The organism is Bacillus sp. JUb11 (assembly GCF_024807925.1).
GTDB classification, from domain to species: domain Bacteria; phylum Bacillota; class Bacilli; order Bacillales; family Bacillaceae; genus Bacillus; species Bacillus altitudinis.
Genome location: NZ_JANUEZ010000008.1, coordinates 1 through 16109 on the forward strand (window position 1 = coordinate 1; position 16109 = coordinate 16109).

The 16109-nt window shown below is 42.8% G+C and carries 13 protein-coding genes and 1 pseudogene; 4 read left to right on the forward strand and 10 right to left on the reverse strand.

What is annotated here, in order from left to right; all coding sequences use genetic code 11:
- The 7 genes and pseudogenes from M2369_RS15440 to M2369_RS15470 form a co-directional block, all read right to left on the reverse strand.
- Positions 1–1265, reverse strand: a pseudogene (locus tag M2369_RS15440) (exosporium glycoprotein BclB-related protein); the annotation flags it as partial.
- A 116-nt stretch (positions 1266–1381) separates the two neighbouring features.
- Positions 1382–2464: a bifunctional diaminohydroxyphosphoribosylaminopyrimidine deaminase/5-amino-6-(5-phosphoribosylamino)uracil reductase RibD gene (gene ribD, locus M2369_RS15445; RefSeq protein ID WP_135009824.1), complete on the reverse strand. Its 1083-nt coding sequence runs from the start codon at positions 2462–2464 to the stop codon at positions 1382–1384.
- 281 nt (positions 2465–2745) lie between these two features.
- Positions 2746–4503, reverse strand: a complete 1758-nt coding sequence (locus M2369_RS15450) for a WD40 repeat domain-containing protein (protein ID WP_047946773.1) — start codon at positions 4501–4503, stop codon at positions 2746–2748.
- A 4-nt stretch (positions 4504–4507) separates the two neighbouring features.
- Complete coding sequence (locus M2369_RS15455; RefSeq protein ID WP_017360403.1) at positions 4508–5311, reverse strand: formylglycine-generating enzyme family protein; 804 nt, start codon at positions 5309–5311, stop codon at positions 4508–4510.
- 32 nt (positions 5312–5343) lie between these two features.
- A complete protein-coding gene (locus tag M2369_RS15460; protein ID WP_017360404.1) occupies positions 5344–6069 on the reverse strand; it encodes a GTP cyclohydrolase II in 726 nt (241 codons plus the stop codon).
- Positions 6070–6586: 517 nt separating this feature from the next.
- Positions 6587–7243 (reverse strand): class I SAM-dependent methyltransferase, encoded by a 657-nt coding sequence (locus tag M2369_RS15465; protein WP_008343184.1) that lies wholly within the window; start codon positions 7241–7243, stop codon positions 6587–6589.
- 1141 nt (positions 7244–8384) lie between these two features.
- Positions 8385–8732 carry a YflT domain-containing protein gene (locus M2369_RS15470; protein WP_007496775.1) on the reverse strand — a complete coding sequence of 116 codons (348 nt, stop codon included), beginning with the start codon at positions 8730–8732 and terminating at the stop codon, positions 8385–8387.
- 222 nt (positions 8733–8954) lie between these two features.
- Between M2369_RS15470 and M2369_RS15475 the strand changes: the two genes are divergently transcribed.
- Both M2369_RS15475 and M2369_RS15480 read left to right on the forward strand, forming a co-directional pair.
- Complete coding sequence (locus M2369_RS15475) at positions 8955–9332, forward strand: YfmB family protein (RefSeq protein ID WP_017366799.1); 378 nt, start codon at positions 8955–8957, stop codon at positions 9330–9332.
- A 121-nt stretch (positions 9333–9453) separates the two neighbouring features.
- Positions 9454–10458, forward strand: coding sequence for an NADP-dependent oxidoreductase (locus tag M2369_RS15480; RefSeq protein WP_096881116.1), 1005 nt, complete (start codon positions 9454–9456; stop codon positions 10456–10458).
- A gap of 35 nt (positions 10459–10493) precedes the next feature.
- On the opposite strand, the gene M2369_RS15485 is transcribed toward M2369_RS15480, so the two are convergent.
- Positions 10494–11636 carry a DEAD/DEAH box helicase gene (locus M2369_RS15485; protein ID WP_259254871.1) on the reverse strand — a complete coding sequence of 381 codons (1143 nt, stop codon included), beginning with the start codon at positions 11634–11636 and terminating at the stop codon, positions 10494–10496.
- A 152-nt stretch (positions 11637–11788) separates the two neighbouring features.
- On the opposite strand from M2369_RS15485, the gene M2369_RS15490 reads away from it, so the two are divergent.
- Positions 11789–13342 carry an ABC-F family ATP-binding cassette domain-containing protein gene (locus M2369_RS15490; protein ID WP_008343192.1) on the forward strand — a complete coding sequence of 518 codons (1554 nt, stop codon included), beginning with the start codon at positions 11789–11791 and terminating at the stop codon, positions 13340–13342.
- Positions 13343–13388: 46 nt separating this feature from the next.
- On the opposite strand, the gene M2369_RS15495 is transcribed toward M2369_RS15490, so the two are convergent.
- Both M2369_RS15495 and M2369_RS15500 read right to left on the reverse strand, forming a co-directional pair.
- Entirely contained in the window at positions 13389–14579 is a 1191-nt protein-coding gene (locus M2369_RS15495; protein ID WP_259254873.1) for an MFS transporter, read from the reverse strand.
- Between the two features lie 57 nt (positions 14580–14636).
- Entirely contained in the window at positions 14637–15062 is a 426-nt protein-coding gene (locus M2369_RS15500; protein ID WP_047946779.1) for a MerR family transcriptional regulator, read from the reverse strand.
- Between the two features lie 143 nt (positions 15063–15205).
- On the opposite strand from M2369_RS15500, the gene folE2 reads away from it, so the two are divergent.
- A complete protein-coding gene (folE2, locus tag M2369_RS15505; protein ID WP_159145489.1) occupies positions 15206–16102 on the forward strand; it encodes a GTP cyclohydrolase FolE2 in 897 nt (298 codons plus the stop codon).
- Positions 16103–16109: the final 7 nt, after the last annotated feature.

Here is a 16109-nt window from a genome sequence, read left to right on the forward strand (position 1 = left end):
ACACCTGTGGCTCCGGTCGCTCCGGTAGCACCTGTATCTCCTGTGGCGCCGGTCGCTCCTGTTCCTGTTGCTCCCGTGGCACCCGTATCTCCTGTAGCTCCTGTCGCTCCGGTTGCGCCTGTATCTCCGGTGGCTCCGGTTACTCCGGTCGCTCCCGTATCTCCCGTTACACCTGTGGCTCCGGTCGCTCCGGTAGCACCTGTATCTCCTGTGGCGCCGGTCGCTCCTGTTCCTGTTGCTCCCGTGGCACCCGTATCTCCTGTGGCTCCTGTCGCTCCGGTAGCACCTGTATCTCCGGTGGCTCCGGTCGCTCCTATTCCTGTTGCTCCTGTGGCACCCGTCGCTCCGGTGGCTCCTGTCGCTCCAGTTGCACCTGTATCTCCGGTGGCTCCGGTCGCTCCTGTTCCTGTTGCTCCCGTTGCGCCCGTATCTCCGGTGGCTCCGGTCGCTCCAGTTGCACCTGTATCTCCGGTAGCGCCGGTCGCTCCTGTTCCTGTTGCTCCTGTGGCACCCGTCGCTCCGGTGGCTCCTGTCGCTCCAGTTGCACCTGTATCTCCGGTGGCTCCTGTCGCTCCTGTTCCTGTTGCTCCCGTTGCGCCCGTATCTCCTGTGGCTCCGGTCGCTCCGGTTGCACCTGTATCTCCAGTAGCACCGGTGGCTCCGGTTCCTGTTGCTCCTGTGGCACCCGTATCTCCTGTGGCGCCGGTCGCTCCGGTTGCACCTGTATCTCCAGTAGCGCCGGTCGCTCCTGTTCCTGTTGCTCCCGTGGCACCCGTGGCGCCCGTATCTCCCGCAGCTGCTAACAATGTATAATCTGGAGACGTACCTGGCGTACCTGTTGGTGAAGCTGTATTCACCACATACGTACTTCCATCAAATGTCACCACTTGACCTACTGGATAGGATGGGGCATCCGCTGGATCAAATGCTACGATACCAGTTAAGCCTACACCGGTTGCGCCGGTTGCTCCCGTTGCGCCCGTTGCTCCTGCTGGACCCGCTGGGCCTACTGGACCCACTGGACCCGCCGGACCTGCTGGGCCTCTCCTTCCTCTTCCCCCTGGCGGTCCTTGAATGACACACACACAAGGATCTTTTCCGCAGCATGGATTTTTTACTGGTTTCCTTGGTTTGTCTGATTTACCTTTCTTACAACTATCACATTCCCAGCCATCATCCTTATACGCATCATACCAGCTTCCTTTTTGGTAGTGGTCTGTCGAATGAGTTGGGTATATCTTTCCGCATTGTCTACATTTTCTCATAGAATCACCCCCATCCATCGTATTCATCATGATCGATAAAGGTGTATGTACAATTTTATTTTTATCAAAAAATTTGAAAGGTCTTGCACTCTACGTGCAAGGACCTCTTTCCATCGTTAAAATGTCATCGTCATTTTTAAATCTTTTCCTACCATACTATATTCAATATCCGCTGGACGGATCGCCTTTTTTAGTTTCTTCACACCTTCTCCTTCAAAAAAAGTAGGTGCATCTTTCCCTCCGATTAATAAAGGTGCCATATAGATAACAGCTTCGTTCACAAGGGATGCTTCTAAAAATGACGCACTCACACTGCCACCTGCCTCTACAAGCACTGACATCACAGAGCGCTTCTTCAACAGGTGTAACACATCCTGAAGATCTGTCCGGTGTTCTCCGCTTGTGACAAATACTTGATGACCTTTTTGTATCAACTGTTGATACTTTTGATGATCATAATCTTGTGATGTACAAATTATGGTTTCTGCCCTATGATCTGTTAAGCATTTGGCATGAAGCGGTATCCTTAATGTTGAATCTAAAATGACACGAATGGGCTGATGGTTGAATGAATCCTTTACAATTAAGCCGGCATCATCTTGAATAATCGTTTCCACTCCTGTCAGCACCGCATCTACTTCTTGACGTAAGCGCTGCACTTCTGTTCTCGCTTCTATTCCAGTGATCCATTTGCTTTCTTGATCAGCCGTGGCAATTTTCCCATCTATCGAAATAGCTGATTTTAAAATGACATAAGGAAGGTTTGTTTGCATCAAATGAAAAAAAGGCGCATTTAAACGATCTGCTTCCTGTTTACATATACCTTGCTCCACTTCAATTCCAGCCTTTTTCAAAAAGGCAATTCCTTTACCTGCAACAACCGGATTCGGATCTTGGGTGGCAATCAACACTTTCTTCACACCACTTTTAATGATCGCTTCGGTGCAAGGGCCTGTTTTTCCGTGATGTGTACAAGGTTCGAGTGTCACATACATGTCAGCTCCCTTCGCCTTTTCTCCTGCCATTTGCAGCGCATGAATTTCAGCATGAGGCTCGCCCGCCTTCATGTGCGCACCAATCCCAACGATTTCACCGCTCTGAACAATCACTGCACCAACAAGCGGATTGGGTGAGGTTTGTCCTTTCATCGCCTTCGCGTTGGCAATCGCCAGCTTCATATAAAAAACATCGTCTTTCATCTCGGGCTCCTTTCTTCTCTCAAGGGAAAGAACTCCTTCAGAAAATGAAGGAGTTCTATTCTCATGTGCTATACTTTCTCAAGCCGTTTCTTTTCAGATCGATCATAGTAAGGCAAGGAATAAAACAGTTTATATGATGCTCGTTGTTTACAAAAACAGCATTTGCGACATTCATATTTATTAATGAGGAGCACATGCGGACAATTGAGTACAGTCAGACCTTTTTTCATATGTTCCTTGCAAACACTTATCATGAGAATCCCCCGCTTACATTCTTTTTCTTAATGAGAGATTACTTCTTTCGGAAATTGTTCAAATAAGCGCAGTACTTCCGTATGTGTGCCATCTTCTCGAATATGATAAATACCACCGTCATATGAGCTTGCATACACATCATTTCCTAGTTGTCTAATGGCACTAATACCATTCTTAGCAATTCGAATCGGACCTGTATTGACATCTAGCTCTGGATTCCATACCACAATATATCCCCAATAGTCTCCGCTCACAATATAGCCAGAGTCTGTCACAGTGATGGATTTAATGGAATATTGATGCTCGTTGTGCTGATTTAAAATTCTGCCTGTATGCAAATCAAACAATCGGACGTTTTTATCACGGCTGACAATGGCAATACGATCTCTTTTGCTATCAATAAATACATCATTTAACAGCTCTGTCGCCCCGATATATTCTGCTGTTAAGGACAAACTCTTTTTATCGAGAAGACAGATGGTTCCTTCAACTGCCGCTGTGATGATATGATCTCCTTCTACCTTTAATGCTTTGACCGCGCAATCATGTGCTTTAGAACGGCCAATTTCCTTTAAGTGTTCTGTCGAAATGACATGCACATAACCGCCATAAGTACCGATATAAAATTGACGATCCTCCTCATGGAAATACACACTATTGACAGGACCTGTGTTGAGATCAAAAGAGACCATTTGCTGCAATGACTCGTGTACAATATGCACCTGACTCGCATGATCGCCCCATGCATAATAGCTTCCATCCCGTGCAACAGCCACTCCATTTGTGAGAACACCTGTTGATTTTGCGATTTCGATTCCATTCTTTCTGAATTTTCCGTCATCTGATGCAGTGATAATATCACCCGCTTCAGTCAACGCAATATCATTAATAGAAGGTGTCGCCAATTCCTGCTCATCAGAGATCACTTTTCCTTCTTGAATTGACCATTCACAATACGTTTTCCCAAAGCTGGCTCCTAAAATGGCTTGCTCGTCTTCTGTCCAAACAAGCGAGCGCTCCCATTGATATTTATGAGGCAGCAACGTATCAATTAATTCACCGGTTTCATAATTCCACAGCTTAATTAGATGGTCATAACCCGCAGTAAGCAAGTAGTTACCGCTCGGCGAAAAATTCACACGTTTCACACCTTGTAAATGAGCTTTAATGATTTTTTTCTCCTGTAATGTAGCGGCATCATAAATGATGACCGTGCCATCGTCTCTACCAAGGGCGAATACTTCTTTTTGATTGCTGCCGCTGATGGTATCCAGCTCATAATCAAACGGGCCAATTTCACCTACAATTTCTCCTGTTTCATAGAGCCATACAAGGACATAACCATCGTCACCAGTTGTATAAGCTTTATCCTCATGAATCCATACAGCTAATACATCCTTGCTATGTCCATGAAATTCTCTTAAAATGGCTCCCGTTTCAATATCCCAAACTAAGCATCTTCTGTCTCTGGACACCGATACAAGAAGCGTATCCTGCTTTGCAAATGCGACAGCTTCCACGTCATCCGCATGACCATATAGCGTACGAATTCTTGTATGTGTGCTAGTATCATATAATTGAATGGTATAGTCTGACGATGCACTCGCTAAATACGTTCCATTTTCCGAAAGGGATAAAGAGTTGATGATATGCTCGTGACTGCCAATGAATGTTCCTTCTCCCGTGGCCCGGTCCCATTTATAAATACAGCGGTCATAGCCACCTGTGTAGACAATTTGGTCATGCTGAGTTGATAAAACGGATGTAATCGGTCCTCTATGCATGGTTTTACACTCCCACCTTTATATGTTGTTTTTGACGAGTAACTACACGAAAACCAGTAAATCGAAAAACAGGGTCTGGGTGTTTCCCGTGTCTTCTTGCGACTCTGCATAAATCTCCGCCTCTTGCGAAGGAGCCACCTTTTAAAATGTAGTAATCACTGCCGAGTGTCTCGGTTAAATCATCTACAACCTCAATTCCGCCTTCATATATGTGATACTTGGTGTTGACCCATTCTTCAACATTGCCACCCATATCATATAGTCCAAATAGAGATCTTCCTTTTTCGTAATGACGGACAGGTGTCGTTTTTTCAATATTTGATTCGTGTGTATTACAGTAAGAGGGGTTAAACTCATCTCCCCAAGGATATTGATGTCTCGTATTGCCCCTGGCAGCATATTCCCATTCTTCCTCAGTAGGGATCGATACCTCATATCCAAGCTTCCCGCTCAGCCACTGACAAAATGAGAAAGCTTCCTCGATGTCCATGCCCCAAGCTGGATGGTCTTTTCCCCCGCCAAGTTCTAGGTTCGTCAAGCTCTCTGGATAAGGCTTTCCTGTCTCGTCGCAATAGCTTTGATACCATTCATTGGTGACGACCGTATCTGAAATGAAAAATTCGCTCATATACGGCTGATAAGATGGAAATTCTTTGTACAGCCATTTTTGAAATTTTTTCTCACGGCCATAGGCTGGATTCAGAAGTTTGTCCTTCCAAAATTCTGATGCCTTTTTCATATCTTCTTCATTACTTCCAATCGTCGCATAGCCGCTTGGGATTTGAATCCAATTGATATCAGGTTTCACGCTTTTCTCCCGCCTTCTTTAAATAAACTCATCTACTGATTAATTAATTTCTTCTCATCGACCATATGCCCTGATGCTGCTTTTGCCTTTAAATATGCTTCATTATAGAGAGAGGCTTCTACCGTATGATCAAACCGTAAAACCGGAAGACCGTAAGCAGCAATGGAATCGACTTTATCTGGATTATTGGTTAAGAGATGCAATGGTTTCCCTTTGTTTAAATAGTGCAAGACAGCCGCTGCTTCCTCGTAATGCCGATCATCATCTCCGCAGCCGATCAACCTGTTCGCCTCAAATGTATCCAGTTTCATTTCCTGTAATTTATACGTGAAGGCTTTGGCCATTAGCCCAATAGAGCGCCCTTCTTGATTGGCCATATACACAAGCATGCCTTTTCCGTAATCGGTGATTTTTTTTAGCGATGATGCAAGCTGTGGACCGCAATCACATTTCAGTGACCCAAACACATCCCCTGTTTGGCAGACACTATGAATTCGCACAAGCGGTGGCACTTCATTTTCAAAGTCGCCAAAAAGGAGACAAGAGGAAAATGTTTGCTGCTCGGTACTCATTTGTACAATAGACTCAACCGTTGGCGTTGTATCAGCTTCTACAGACGCAAAGGCATACCATGTAAACTGCACTTCTTCATGTTCAATAGAGATCGGCAGGTTCACTGGCCCCACGAGCAAATAGTGTTTTTCTTGAAATGTAAAATGATGAATCATTGATTGTAGTTCAGCTACAAACTTGTTCATTTGTCTCCCCCTATTCATCACTGCACCCCATTGAACTCTCTCAGCGCAGTGATGGCGTGATGAATATGTGTATGCACTCCCTTTGCATCCTGAGCACCGGTTCCAGCTAGAATCATGGCTCAGGAGAAATTTCCTGTCATACTGGCTGAATAGATGTGCGATGCCAATCATCCATCAGTACCTTTCATAAAGACTCTTTTTAGACTGTCACTTGTCCAGTACAAAGGAGCAGAAATCGAGCTTCATACGCTGTATTCTCTGTAAGAGAGCAACACCATTGGATGATTCTTGAATGGAAACTGACATGCTCTTTCTCTAAAAGAATATCTCTGCTAGCTTCGAGCTGCTTTCTCCTTTACTAGAAGCTCTGGTCCTTCAAATGCACGTCATCCGGTTGTGCCCTTTGATTGGATGAATAGTCCGTACTTCAATTCAGCTACATTGATTGAAGCATGACACCCGCCTAGGTATGCACCAAGAACCATCACATCAAACATCGCGTTTATCCTCCTTTGCACTAGATTTTGACAGCAATGACATGATGCTGGCTGATCCCAGCCTTCGCTTGTAATGGTGTAATCGAAACGAGCTCAAGTCCTGATGTACAAATCTTTTCTCCAAGCTGAGTATCTGAGAATGAAAAATGGAAGCGTCCATCTTCTCCGATTAAGCCTGTTTTCCACTCTTCTCCCCATACAACAAGGGAAAAGACACCACCTTCATGAAGCAGCGAGGAAATCTGCTTTAAGTATCGTTCGTGGTCATCAGGGTGCTGATGGTGAAAGCAGCCATGATCTAAAATCAGATCAAACGTCAGCTCGCGCCCTTGATTCATCGACCAGGACATAAAATCTTGATGATAAAAATGGACAGGAACCTCTTTTCTCTTCTTTAATCCTTGCCATTCCTCATGCTCATAAAGATCAATACCGGTGTATGCCGACAGTCCTTGTAAATGTTCAAGAGCCCGGCCGTTCCCGCAGCCGATATCCAGCACCGAAGCAAGTGCATCCTTTTCCCTGGAACGCCATGCCTTGAGAGACATCACAGCAGCGTCTGTTAATGATGGATCAGTGGACCACATATCTGTTCTTTGCTCATAGTGTTCTTGAAAAGCCATGCGCATTTTCTCTAAATACAACCCGCTGTCTTCATGATACAAAGCCTTTTTCATCACGTGACCTCCTTCAATTCACAATCACCTTTCCTAATAAAGGTGGTTTTCAAGCAAAAAGCCTTATGATAAAATGAAAGATGGATTTTTTAGGAAATCTGTTTTCTGAAAAAGGAGAGAAGCATCCCACATGTCACTCTTCTTTTTCAGCACTCATCTTCACATACAACCACAGCCATTCAACTGTTACAGCGCCTCAGTTTGTTATACATTTTCTTCATATGGGTTCACCTCCTTAACATCGTTTAGAAAGCGCTTTCTTTATGATGATCCTCTGAATACCTTGAACAATATCATTGAGAAATAGGCATAGTAGAAAGACGAATCTACCATTCTAAGCTATCTTTCATCTATTCTTTTTTGTCTAATAGATATTTCTTCCGTATCGCTCTGCCTCAGAAGCGCTCTCCCTTAGGTCTTAATGCATCATCATTTACCGAATTGATCCTGAAATCCACCTATCGAAATTTTAACAACTAATTCCATAATAACTTGATTAAGCCAAATATATTGTTTTTAGATTATTTTGTCAACAAATTATTTCCTAAACATTAGAATGATTTTCTAATTGAAAATACAGGTATATTTCGTGGTTTTTTGACCTTAAAACACTTATTTCTACACAAAAATACAACTTAAACCAATAGAACTAAGAAATTTATCTACTAAATTACACAAGATTTTTATTTCATTTTGAAATAAAAATAAAGATATCATAATTATTTCCCGAATGGTTTTTTGTGATATTTTCACTACTTTTTTCATTTTTTTGATGGTATCCTTTGATATTTCTATATTTTCAATTAGTCATTTTACTGTTTATCCCAATTTTTTAACCTTTCTTATTATAGTGAAAAAGACAGATGGTAGATTTTAATTATCGCAGCATGAAAAAAAGCCCCTTACAAAAGTAAGAGGCTTTCAGCGTATAGACAAACCCTCGCATTCTTTGTCAGTCCTGCGCGCTGGTACTCACGAATGACAAATTCGCTCCGCGCCAGTGCTCGTCCTTCCTAGACTGCAAAGGTTTTCTATCACGCTGAAAAGAAGACAAAGGGCTAAAATCAAGTTCATTTTAGCCCTTTGTCAACAATCTGAAAAAAAGCCCCTTACAAAAGTAAGAGGCTTTTTACGATGGCGTTTATGCCCAATTTTTCACTTTTTCATGGTCAGTCACAAAGAGAAGAACTTTTCCTTCGTCTAAATGTTCTTCAAATGTCTCAGCTTCTTCTTTTGAGAAACCAATTTCGTGAATCTTATTGCGGAGTTCATCTCCCTTTTTGCTAAAGATGTTTCCAACCGCATGCTTGAGTCCAACTTCTTTTGGACCTATCGTATTGGCATCTGCGTTGCTTGCAATACGCTCAGTTCGATCATCGTCATGGGACAGAACATAAATGTCCTCTCTTGCAACACCGAGTTGTTTTAATTGCTCCACATCTCTTTGAAGTGTTTCATCATTTGAATACTCTCTTACAACAGGTTTCATTTATTATTCCTCCTTTAACGTCTTACGAATCTTTTACCCGTCACTTTTGTCATTAAACCTTCCTCCAGCACATCCATTTTTACTCTGTGAACTTAATGCGTCTATGGACTTATTTTTGACAAAAAGACTGTGAATATGACTAAATTTTCTGAAAAATCGTATTCATTCCTTGTCATTTGTTGTACAATTCTTATACTGGAGGCTAGAAATGGGGTGGAGCTGATGTATTATTTTTCAGCTGAGCAGCAGTTTAATGCATGGGTTGTCAGTGATTTGGTGAAACAGCTTTTTCAAAAATGGAATCCTGAAGAATCAAAAGCAAAGCCGCTTACTTTGTTTGCTGAACAGCACTTTCACATCTGCATCGATTATCTCTTTTCTATTATTATTAACATTGGAGATATCGAGTCAATCGAACAAGATCCACAAGACCTGTTGTCCTCATATTTAAATATCCTTTTTCCTTTTGTGACGCACGATATGATGAAAGCCTCCATGCAAAATGCAAATGAATATTTATTAAAAGAACGTGATGCGGATGAGTATCAACTGTTTGGTTGTCTCCCGCCGCTCCTTTCTGTCTCTCTTCAAAAAAAGTAGTCCCCTTCTTTTAGATGGTGGCTGCTTTTTTGTATGTGCTTGGAAAAGACCGTATGTTTTGAACGAAAAGAAGCATCATGTTAATGTAAATCTAGGTTGCAAGTGAAAGGGAGGATTTTACATGAGTCAACAAAAACAAATTCAATTAGCAAAACGTCCAAAAGGGTTACCTACTAAAGATGTTTTTCATTTTGAAACAGTTGATATACCAACGCCGCAAGATGGCGAAGTCTTGATTCAAACGAAATATGTGTCTGTAGATCCTTACATGAGAGGACGAATGCAAGATACAAAATCCTATACACCTCCGTTCAAGCTGAATGAAGTCATTCAAGGTGGTGTGGTCGGAGAAGTCGTCGAGTCCAAATCTCCTCAATTTGAGAAAGGTGATTTTGTACTTGGATTCCTTGGCTGGCAGGAATATTCTACTGCCAAAGCAGAGTCTCTGACAAAAATTGATCCATCCATTGCGCCGTTATCTTATTACTTAGGGATTTTGGGCATGCCAGGACAAACCGCCTATTTTGGACTTCTTGCGATTGGTCAGCCAAAAGAAGGCGAAACTGTTGTCATTTCTGGAGCCGCAGGTGCCGTTGGTTCTGTTGTCGGACAGATCGCTAAAATCAAAGGTGCCCATGTCGTTGGAATTGCCGGATCTGATGATAAGCTGGCTTATTTAAAAGAACTGGGCTTTGATGAAACCATTAATTATAAAACAACAAATGATTTAGATGACGCCATTGCAAAAGCCTGTCCAAACGGTGTCGATGTGTATTTTGACAATGTGGGCGGCGAAATCTCTGATGCTGTAATGAATCATTTGAACCGTTTTGCACGTATTCCAGTCTGCGGCGCCATTTCTTCTTATAACATTAGTGCAAGCGAAGACATTGGCCCTCGTGTGCAAACAAAACTCATTAAAACAAGTGCATTGATGCAGGGCTTCATTGTTGCCAACTACTCTGATCGTTTTGAAGAGGCGGCAAAAGATCTCGCACAATGGGTAAAAGAAGACAAACTGACTTACAAAGAAACCATTATCGAAGGTTTTGACCATATTCCAGATGCATTCCTCGGACTATTCAAAGGGGAAAATGTCGGAAAACAGCTTGTCAAAGTTTCATAAAAAGAAAGGACCCTCCATGTGGGAGGGTCCTTTTTTTATGCTTGCTTGGGCGCAAGGTGCAGCTGACCTTGCTTATAAACAATTTCCTGAAGCGAAAGATTTAGCTTTTTCGCCATTTTTTTAAGCATTGAATGCTCTTGAGATGTGACTAGGCTGATAACCGCCCCTTCTTTTCCTGCGCGGCCGGTTCTGCCTGAACGGTGGATATAGCCTTCTTCGTTTGGCAGGTCGGCATGGATCACGTAAGGCAGATCGTCAATATCGATCCCTCTTGCTGCGATATCTGTTGCAAGAAGAAGCGGGAATTCACGCTGTTCAAAAGCCTTTAAGATGACTGCACGCTCTGCTTTTTTCGCTTCACTGTGAAGCACACCAAGGTCGACATGGTGATACGCTAATTTTTCTGCATAAATGCTCAAATTCGTAATATCTCGCACAAAGACAAGTGCCTGCATGTCCTCAAGCCGTGATAGCTTTTGTAGTAATTTCACCTTGTCACGCTGATCACATAACAGGTAATAATGCCCTACCTTCTGCGCTTCTTCTTGGCTTCTGCTAATTTTCAATACTTCTGGTTCAGATGCAATGTCTTTAATCTGTTGAACGGTTTCCTCTTTCAACGTCGCAGAAAAACAAAGGATTTGTCTTTCTTTTAATGTGGATTTAATGATCGCTTGGATCGTTTTCATATGCTCTGGGACAAGAAGCTGGTCTGCCTCGTCTAACACGATCGTTTTCACTTCATGCATTTTCAGTTTCTTGATTTTGATTAACTCTTGTACGCGACCCGGTGTCGCCACCACGATATTCGGGTGTTTTTTTAGCTTTTCCTGCTGCTTCTTGATGTTTGCCCCGCCTATTAAGGAAATAGCTTTGATGTCTGAACCTTGTTTGAACTCTTGCACAACATCAAAAATTTGCATCACAAGCTCTCTTGAAGGTGCCAAGATTAAGACTTGCGGGTGTTTGATACTCACATCAATTTTATTTAAAAGCGGCAGAACATACGCTAGGGTCTTCCCTGTTCCAGTCGGTGATTCTGCGATCACATCGCGTTTTTCCGTAATCCACTCTGCTGTTTGTTCTTGTATCGCTGTTGGCTTCTCAAAGCCAGCCGCTTCAAAGTTCTTTTGAATAAATGGCTTTGCTTCTTTCAAAAATGCCCAATTTTCCGTCATGTTGATCTCCTTTATCCTCATTCAATCTATCCTTAAGTATCTCAAAATCAGCTTTGAAACGCAATTTTTCTTTTGATGCTTTTATCGAGCCGGACAGTTCGATATAATCATGAGAGGCACTAGCCGTTTTGAATCTATTTGAGGTGTAAAAAATGATATTATCTGTTAAAGATTTAAGTCATGGCTTTGGCGACAGAGCCATTTTCCACGAAGTCTCCTTCCGGTTATTAAAAGGCGAGCATGTCGGCTTGATCGGCGCCAACGGTGAAGGAAAGTCAACGTTTATGAATATTATTACTGGCAAGCTTGAGCCAGATGCAGGAAAGGTCGAATGGGCAAAAAATGTCCGTGTCGGCTACCTCGATCAGCATACCGTGCTTGAAAAAGGAAGAACCATTCGTGAAGTCCTTCAAGATGCATTCCATTATTTATTCTCAATGGAAGCCGCAATGAATGACATTTACGAAAAAATGGGTGAAGCAGATCCTGATGAGCTAGAAAAGCTTTTAGAAGAAGTAGGCGTCATTCAGGATGCCCTGACGAACAATGATTTTTATATCATTGATTCCAAGGTAGAGGAAATTGCAAGAGGTCTTGGGTTAACAGATCTCGGGCTCGATCGTGATGTGACAGAGCTGAGCGGCGGACAGCGGACAAAAGTACTGCTTGCGAAATTGCTGTTAGAGAAGCCTGAAATTCTTCTTCTTGACGAGCCGACCAACTATTTAGATGAACAGCATATTGAGTGGCTGAAGCGCTATTTGCAGGAATATGAAAATGCATTTATCCTCATTTCACATGATATCCCGTTCCTAAACAGTGTCATTAACTTGATTTATCATGTCGAAAATCAAGAACTCACGCGATACGTTGGTGATTATGACCAATTTAAACAAGTATACGAAGTGAAAAAGCAGCAGCTAGAAGCAGCGTATAAAAGGCAGCAACAAGAAGTGGCTGAATTAAAGGATTTCGTCGCGAGAAACAAAGCACGTGTCAGCACTCGAAATATGGCGATGTCTCGTCAAAAGAAACTCGATAAAATGGACATGATTGAATTAGCAGCAGAAAAACCAAAACCAGAATTCCACTTTAAACCTGCACGTACATCAGGGAAATTGATTTTTGAAACGAAGGATTTAGTCATTGGGTATGACGAACCGCTCTCTCGTCCATTGAATTTAAAAATGGAACGCGGGCAGAAAATTGCGTTATACGGTGCCAACGGTATCGGAAAAACGACACTGCTCCGAAGTCTTCTTGGAGAAATCTCCCCCATTTCTGGTGAGGTGGAACGCGGAGAATTCCTGCATATAGGCTACTTTGAACAAGAAGTAAAAGAGCAAAACAGCAACACTTGTATCGAAGAGGTGTGGAGCACCTTCCCATCGTACACACAATATGAAGTCAGAGCTGCCCTTGCCAAATGCGGTTTAACGACAAAACATATTGAAAGCCGTGTGTCTGTTTTAAGTGGTGGTGAAAAAGCGAAGGTCCGCCTTTGTAAGCTGATCAATGAAGAAACCAACCTACTTGTTCTCGATGAGCCGACAAACCACTTGGATGTCGATGCCAAAGAAGAATTAAAGCGCGCGTTAAAAGAATATAAAGGCAGCGTCCTATTGATTTCCCACGAACCTGAATTTTATCAAGATGTGGCCACTGAAACTTGGAATTGTGAATCCTGGACAACCAAAGTATTATAATCACAAAAAAGCCTTATATCTCATGCAGATATAAGGCTTTTTCTATTTAATGACCTGCTTGAATATTGATGAGATGTTTCCGGCCAATTAGTAGGATGATCATGCCTAACAGAACGACAGCCGCCCCAACATAGTAAGGGGTGCTTGCAGTAAAAGATTCAGCAAGTACGCCGGCAATCCAAGGAGCAATCGCGCCCCCAATAAACCGCACGGCACTGTAAGAGGATGAAGCAATGGAACGCTCAACCGGTGCTGATCCCATCACTGCGGTCGTGAGCACAGTATTGATCATACCAAGAATACCCCCAGCAATGACAATTCCGCAGATGACGACTACAACATGTGAAGTCCAGATTCCAATACCGAATAAAATCACAGCAAACGAAGCAAAGAGAACAACAAGAGCTGTTAATGTACCCAATTTGCGATGAATGACCGGCGCTGAGAAGACAGATGTCACAGCCAAAAATAATCCCCATCCAAAAAAGACATAGCCAAGACCATGCTCATCCAGATGAAGCACAAATGGCGAATAAGCTAGAAGAACAAAGAATCCAAAGTTATATAAGAAAGCAGCAGATGCCATCGTTAAAAGCCCCTTATATTTCAAGGCTCCAACAGCTTCAAATAACTTCACCTTTTTCTGCGGCTTTTGCATAGGTGGCAGCATAAAGGTAATGGCTAAAAGAGCAACGAGCATTAACACTGCCACACCAAAGAATGGCCCGCGCCAAGAGATCGTTCCAAGCTCACCGCCAAGGAGCGGCCCAACCGAAATCCCAAGACCTAGTGCAGCCTCGTATAAAATAATGGCCTTCGCACTTCCTCCAACAGACACGCCGACAATGACAGAGAGAGCCGTTGAAATGAATAAGGCATTCCCAATACCCCATCCCCCTCTAAAGCCGATTAATTCATTAATCGTTGAAGAGGTACCCCCTAAAGCAGAAAAGACAATAATAAAAATAAGTCCGATTAATAACGTCCATTTCGCACCAATCCGACTAGAAATAAAACCGGTAAAAAACATCACAAAGCCAGTCACAAGTAAGTAGCTCGTAAACAAAAGAGAGACCTGACTTGGAGATGCATCTAATTGTGATGCAATGGCAGGCAAAATCGGGTCCACAAGTCCTATCCCCATAAATGAAATCACACAAGCAAAGGCCACCGCCCAGACGGCCTTTGGCTGTCTAAGCAGACTCGTACGCTGTTTCAACACTTCTTCTTCCTTCATTCCATCAGAACCTTTCCTACAGTTGTTTAACAAAATAAAATAAACACGCTGAGGTGTTTATTTTTGTAATTGCTCAATCGCATGAGCCGCTCTTTCTTTCATCATTTCAAGATCCTTTTTAAAGGATTGAATCGTTTCTAGCTTTTTTGTAATCAATTGATGCTGCACAGTCAGCTGCGCATCAATCTCTAACAGTTTTTCTAATCGTTCCTTCGGATCAAGCGACAGCAAGTAGCCTTCTTTATTCAGCTCAAGCTGTTTTCCGATTTCCATAAACGACTGAAGCTCTTGTAAAGAAAAGCCAAGTACTTCTTTGGCCTGCATCACTTTCTCCAGTTCTTCCATGTCATCCTCTGAGTAAAGTCTGACACCGCCCTCTGTCCGCTTTGGTGCTGATAATAAACCAATCTCTTCATAGAAACGAATGGTCCGTTTCGTCAGACCGCTTCTTTTCGCCACTTGATCAATTTTCATCCATTCCATCACCAGTGCCTCCTGCTCATCAATTCATGTTTTATTATACACCTTTGTGACCTTAACGTAAACGTTAATGTTTGATCACTTGATTTCTATTGTGGTTTGATGCAGAATAAATAGGAATCATTACGTTTTAAAGGAGGTACCCTATGCGTTCATTTCCATCCAAAAAAGAACGACACGCACAATTCGGTTCTGTCCCGCCAAGCGCTAGAACAAAACCTTGTCAAAAAGAGGATATGATAGACATCCAACAAACCGAACAGGACTTTTATTTTGATCTGGAACAGGTCGGAATTTGCCGTGTGTCGTACCCTGTACATATTTTGTCTAAAACGGCTCCAGAGCACCAAACCGCTTCCGCTGATTTTACGCTGAGTACATATTTGCCAGCTCATCAAAAAGGCATTCATATGAGCCGTCTCACCGAGCAGCTTCACTCATTTTATGAGAGCGGAAAGCCGGTTGATGTGGATTCCTTAAAAGAATTGACCGCACAGCTTGCCACGCATATGAATCAGCCATCTGCCTCGATTCAAGTTTCCTTTCCGTGGTACATGGAAAAAAAGAGTCCCATCAGCGGAAAGTCCGGTTTGATGCATGCAGACGTGCAATACGACATCCACTTTCATGAAGAAAACGGATGGATTTGTCATATTGGCTGCACTGCTCAAGTGACAACGTTATGTCCTTGTTCAAAAGAAATCAGTGAATACGGCGCACATAATCAGCGCGGCACTGTATCTATTCAGGTAGAGCTGTTTGAACAAGGTCAACTCCCTGATGACATGAAAGCAGATCTACTGCAGATCATCGAGTCTAATGCGAGTGCGCCCCTTTACCCTGTACTCAAAAGACCAGATGAAAAACACGTGACAGAAGAGGCCTATGAAAATCCACGTTTTGTAGAGGATGTTGCGAGGTTAATTGCAGCAGAGCTATATGAACAAAACTGGATTAAAGGCTTTCAAATTGAGTGTCGAAATGAAGAATCCATTCATCAACACGATGCTTATGCCAAATGTTCTTATCAAAAAAAACTGTAGAATGTCT

What these genes read in the sequence shown, in the direction of transcription:
- ribD (WP_135009824.1), bottom strand. Translation starts at nt 2,464, where the DNA reads ATGAAAGACGATGTTTTTTATATGAAGCTGGCGATTGCCAACGCGAAG.
- M2369_RS15470 (WP_007496775.1), bottom strand. Translation starts at nt 8,732, where the DNA reads ATGAAACCTGTTGTAAGAGAGTATTCAAATGATGAAACACTTCAAAGA.
- M2369_RS15500 (WP_047946779.1), bottom strand. Translation starts at nt 15,062, where the DNA reads ATGGAATGGATGAAAATTGATCAAGTGGCGAAAAGAAGCGGTCTGACG.
- M2369_RS15490 (WP_008343192.1), top strand. Translation starts at nt 11,789, where the DNA reads ATGATATTATCTGTTAAAGATTTAAGTCATGGCTTTGGCGACAGAGCC.
- M2369_RS15465 (WP_008343184.1), bottom strand. Translation starts at nt 7,243, where the DNA reads ATGAAAAAGGCTTTGTATCATGAAGACAGCGGGTTGTATTTAGAGAAA.
- M2369_RS15480 (WP_096881116.1), top strand. Translation starts at nt 9,454, where the DNA reads ATGAGTCAACAAAAACAAATTCAATTAGCAAAACGTCCAAAAGGGTTA.
- M2369_RS15475 (WP_017366799.1), top strand. Translation starts at nt 8,955, where the DNA reads ATGTATTATTTTTCAGCTGAGCAGCAGTTTAATGCATGGGTTGTCAGT.
- M2369_RS15485 (WP_259254871.1), bottom strand. Translation starts at nt 11,636, where the DNA reads ATGACGGAAAATTGGGCATTTTTGAAAGAAGCAAAGCCATTTATTCAA.
- M2369_RS15495 (WP_259254873.1), bottom strand. Translation starts at nt 14,579, where the DNA reads ATGAAGGAAGAAGAAGTGTTGAAACAGCGTACGAGTCTGCTTAGACAG.
- M2369_RS15460 (WP_017360404.1), bottom strand. Translation starts at nt 6,069, where the DNA reads ATGAACAAGTTTGTAGCTGAACTACAATCAATGATTCATCATTTTACA.
- M2369_RS15450 (WP_047946773.1), bottom strand. Translation starts at nt 4,503, where the DNA reads ATGCATAGAGGACCGATTACATCCGTTTTATCAACTCAGCATGACCAA.
- folE2 (WP_159145489.1), top strand. Translation starts at nt 15,206, where the DNA reads ATGCGTTCATTTCCATCCAAAAAAGAACGACACGCACAATTCGGTTCT.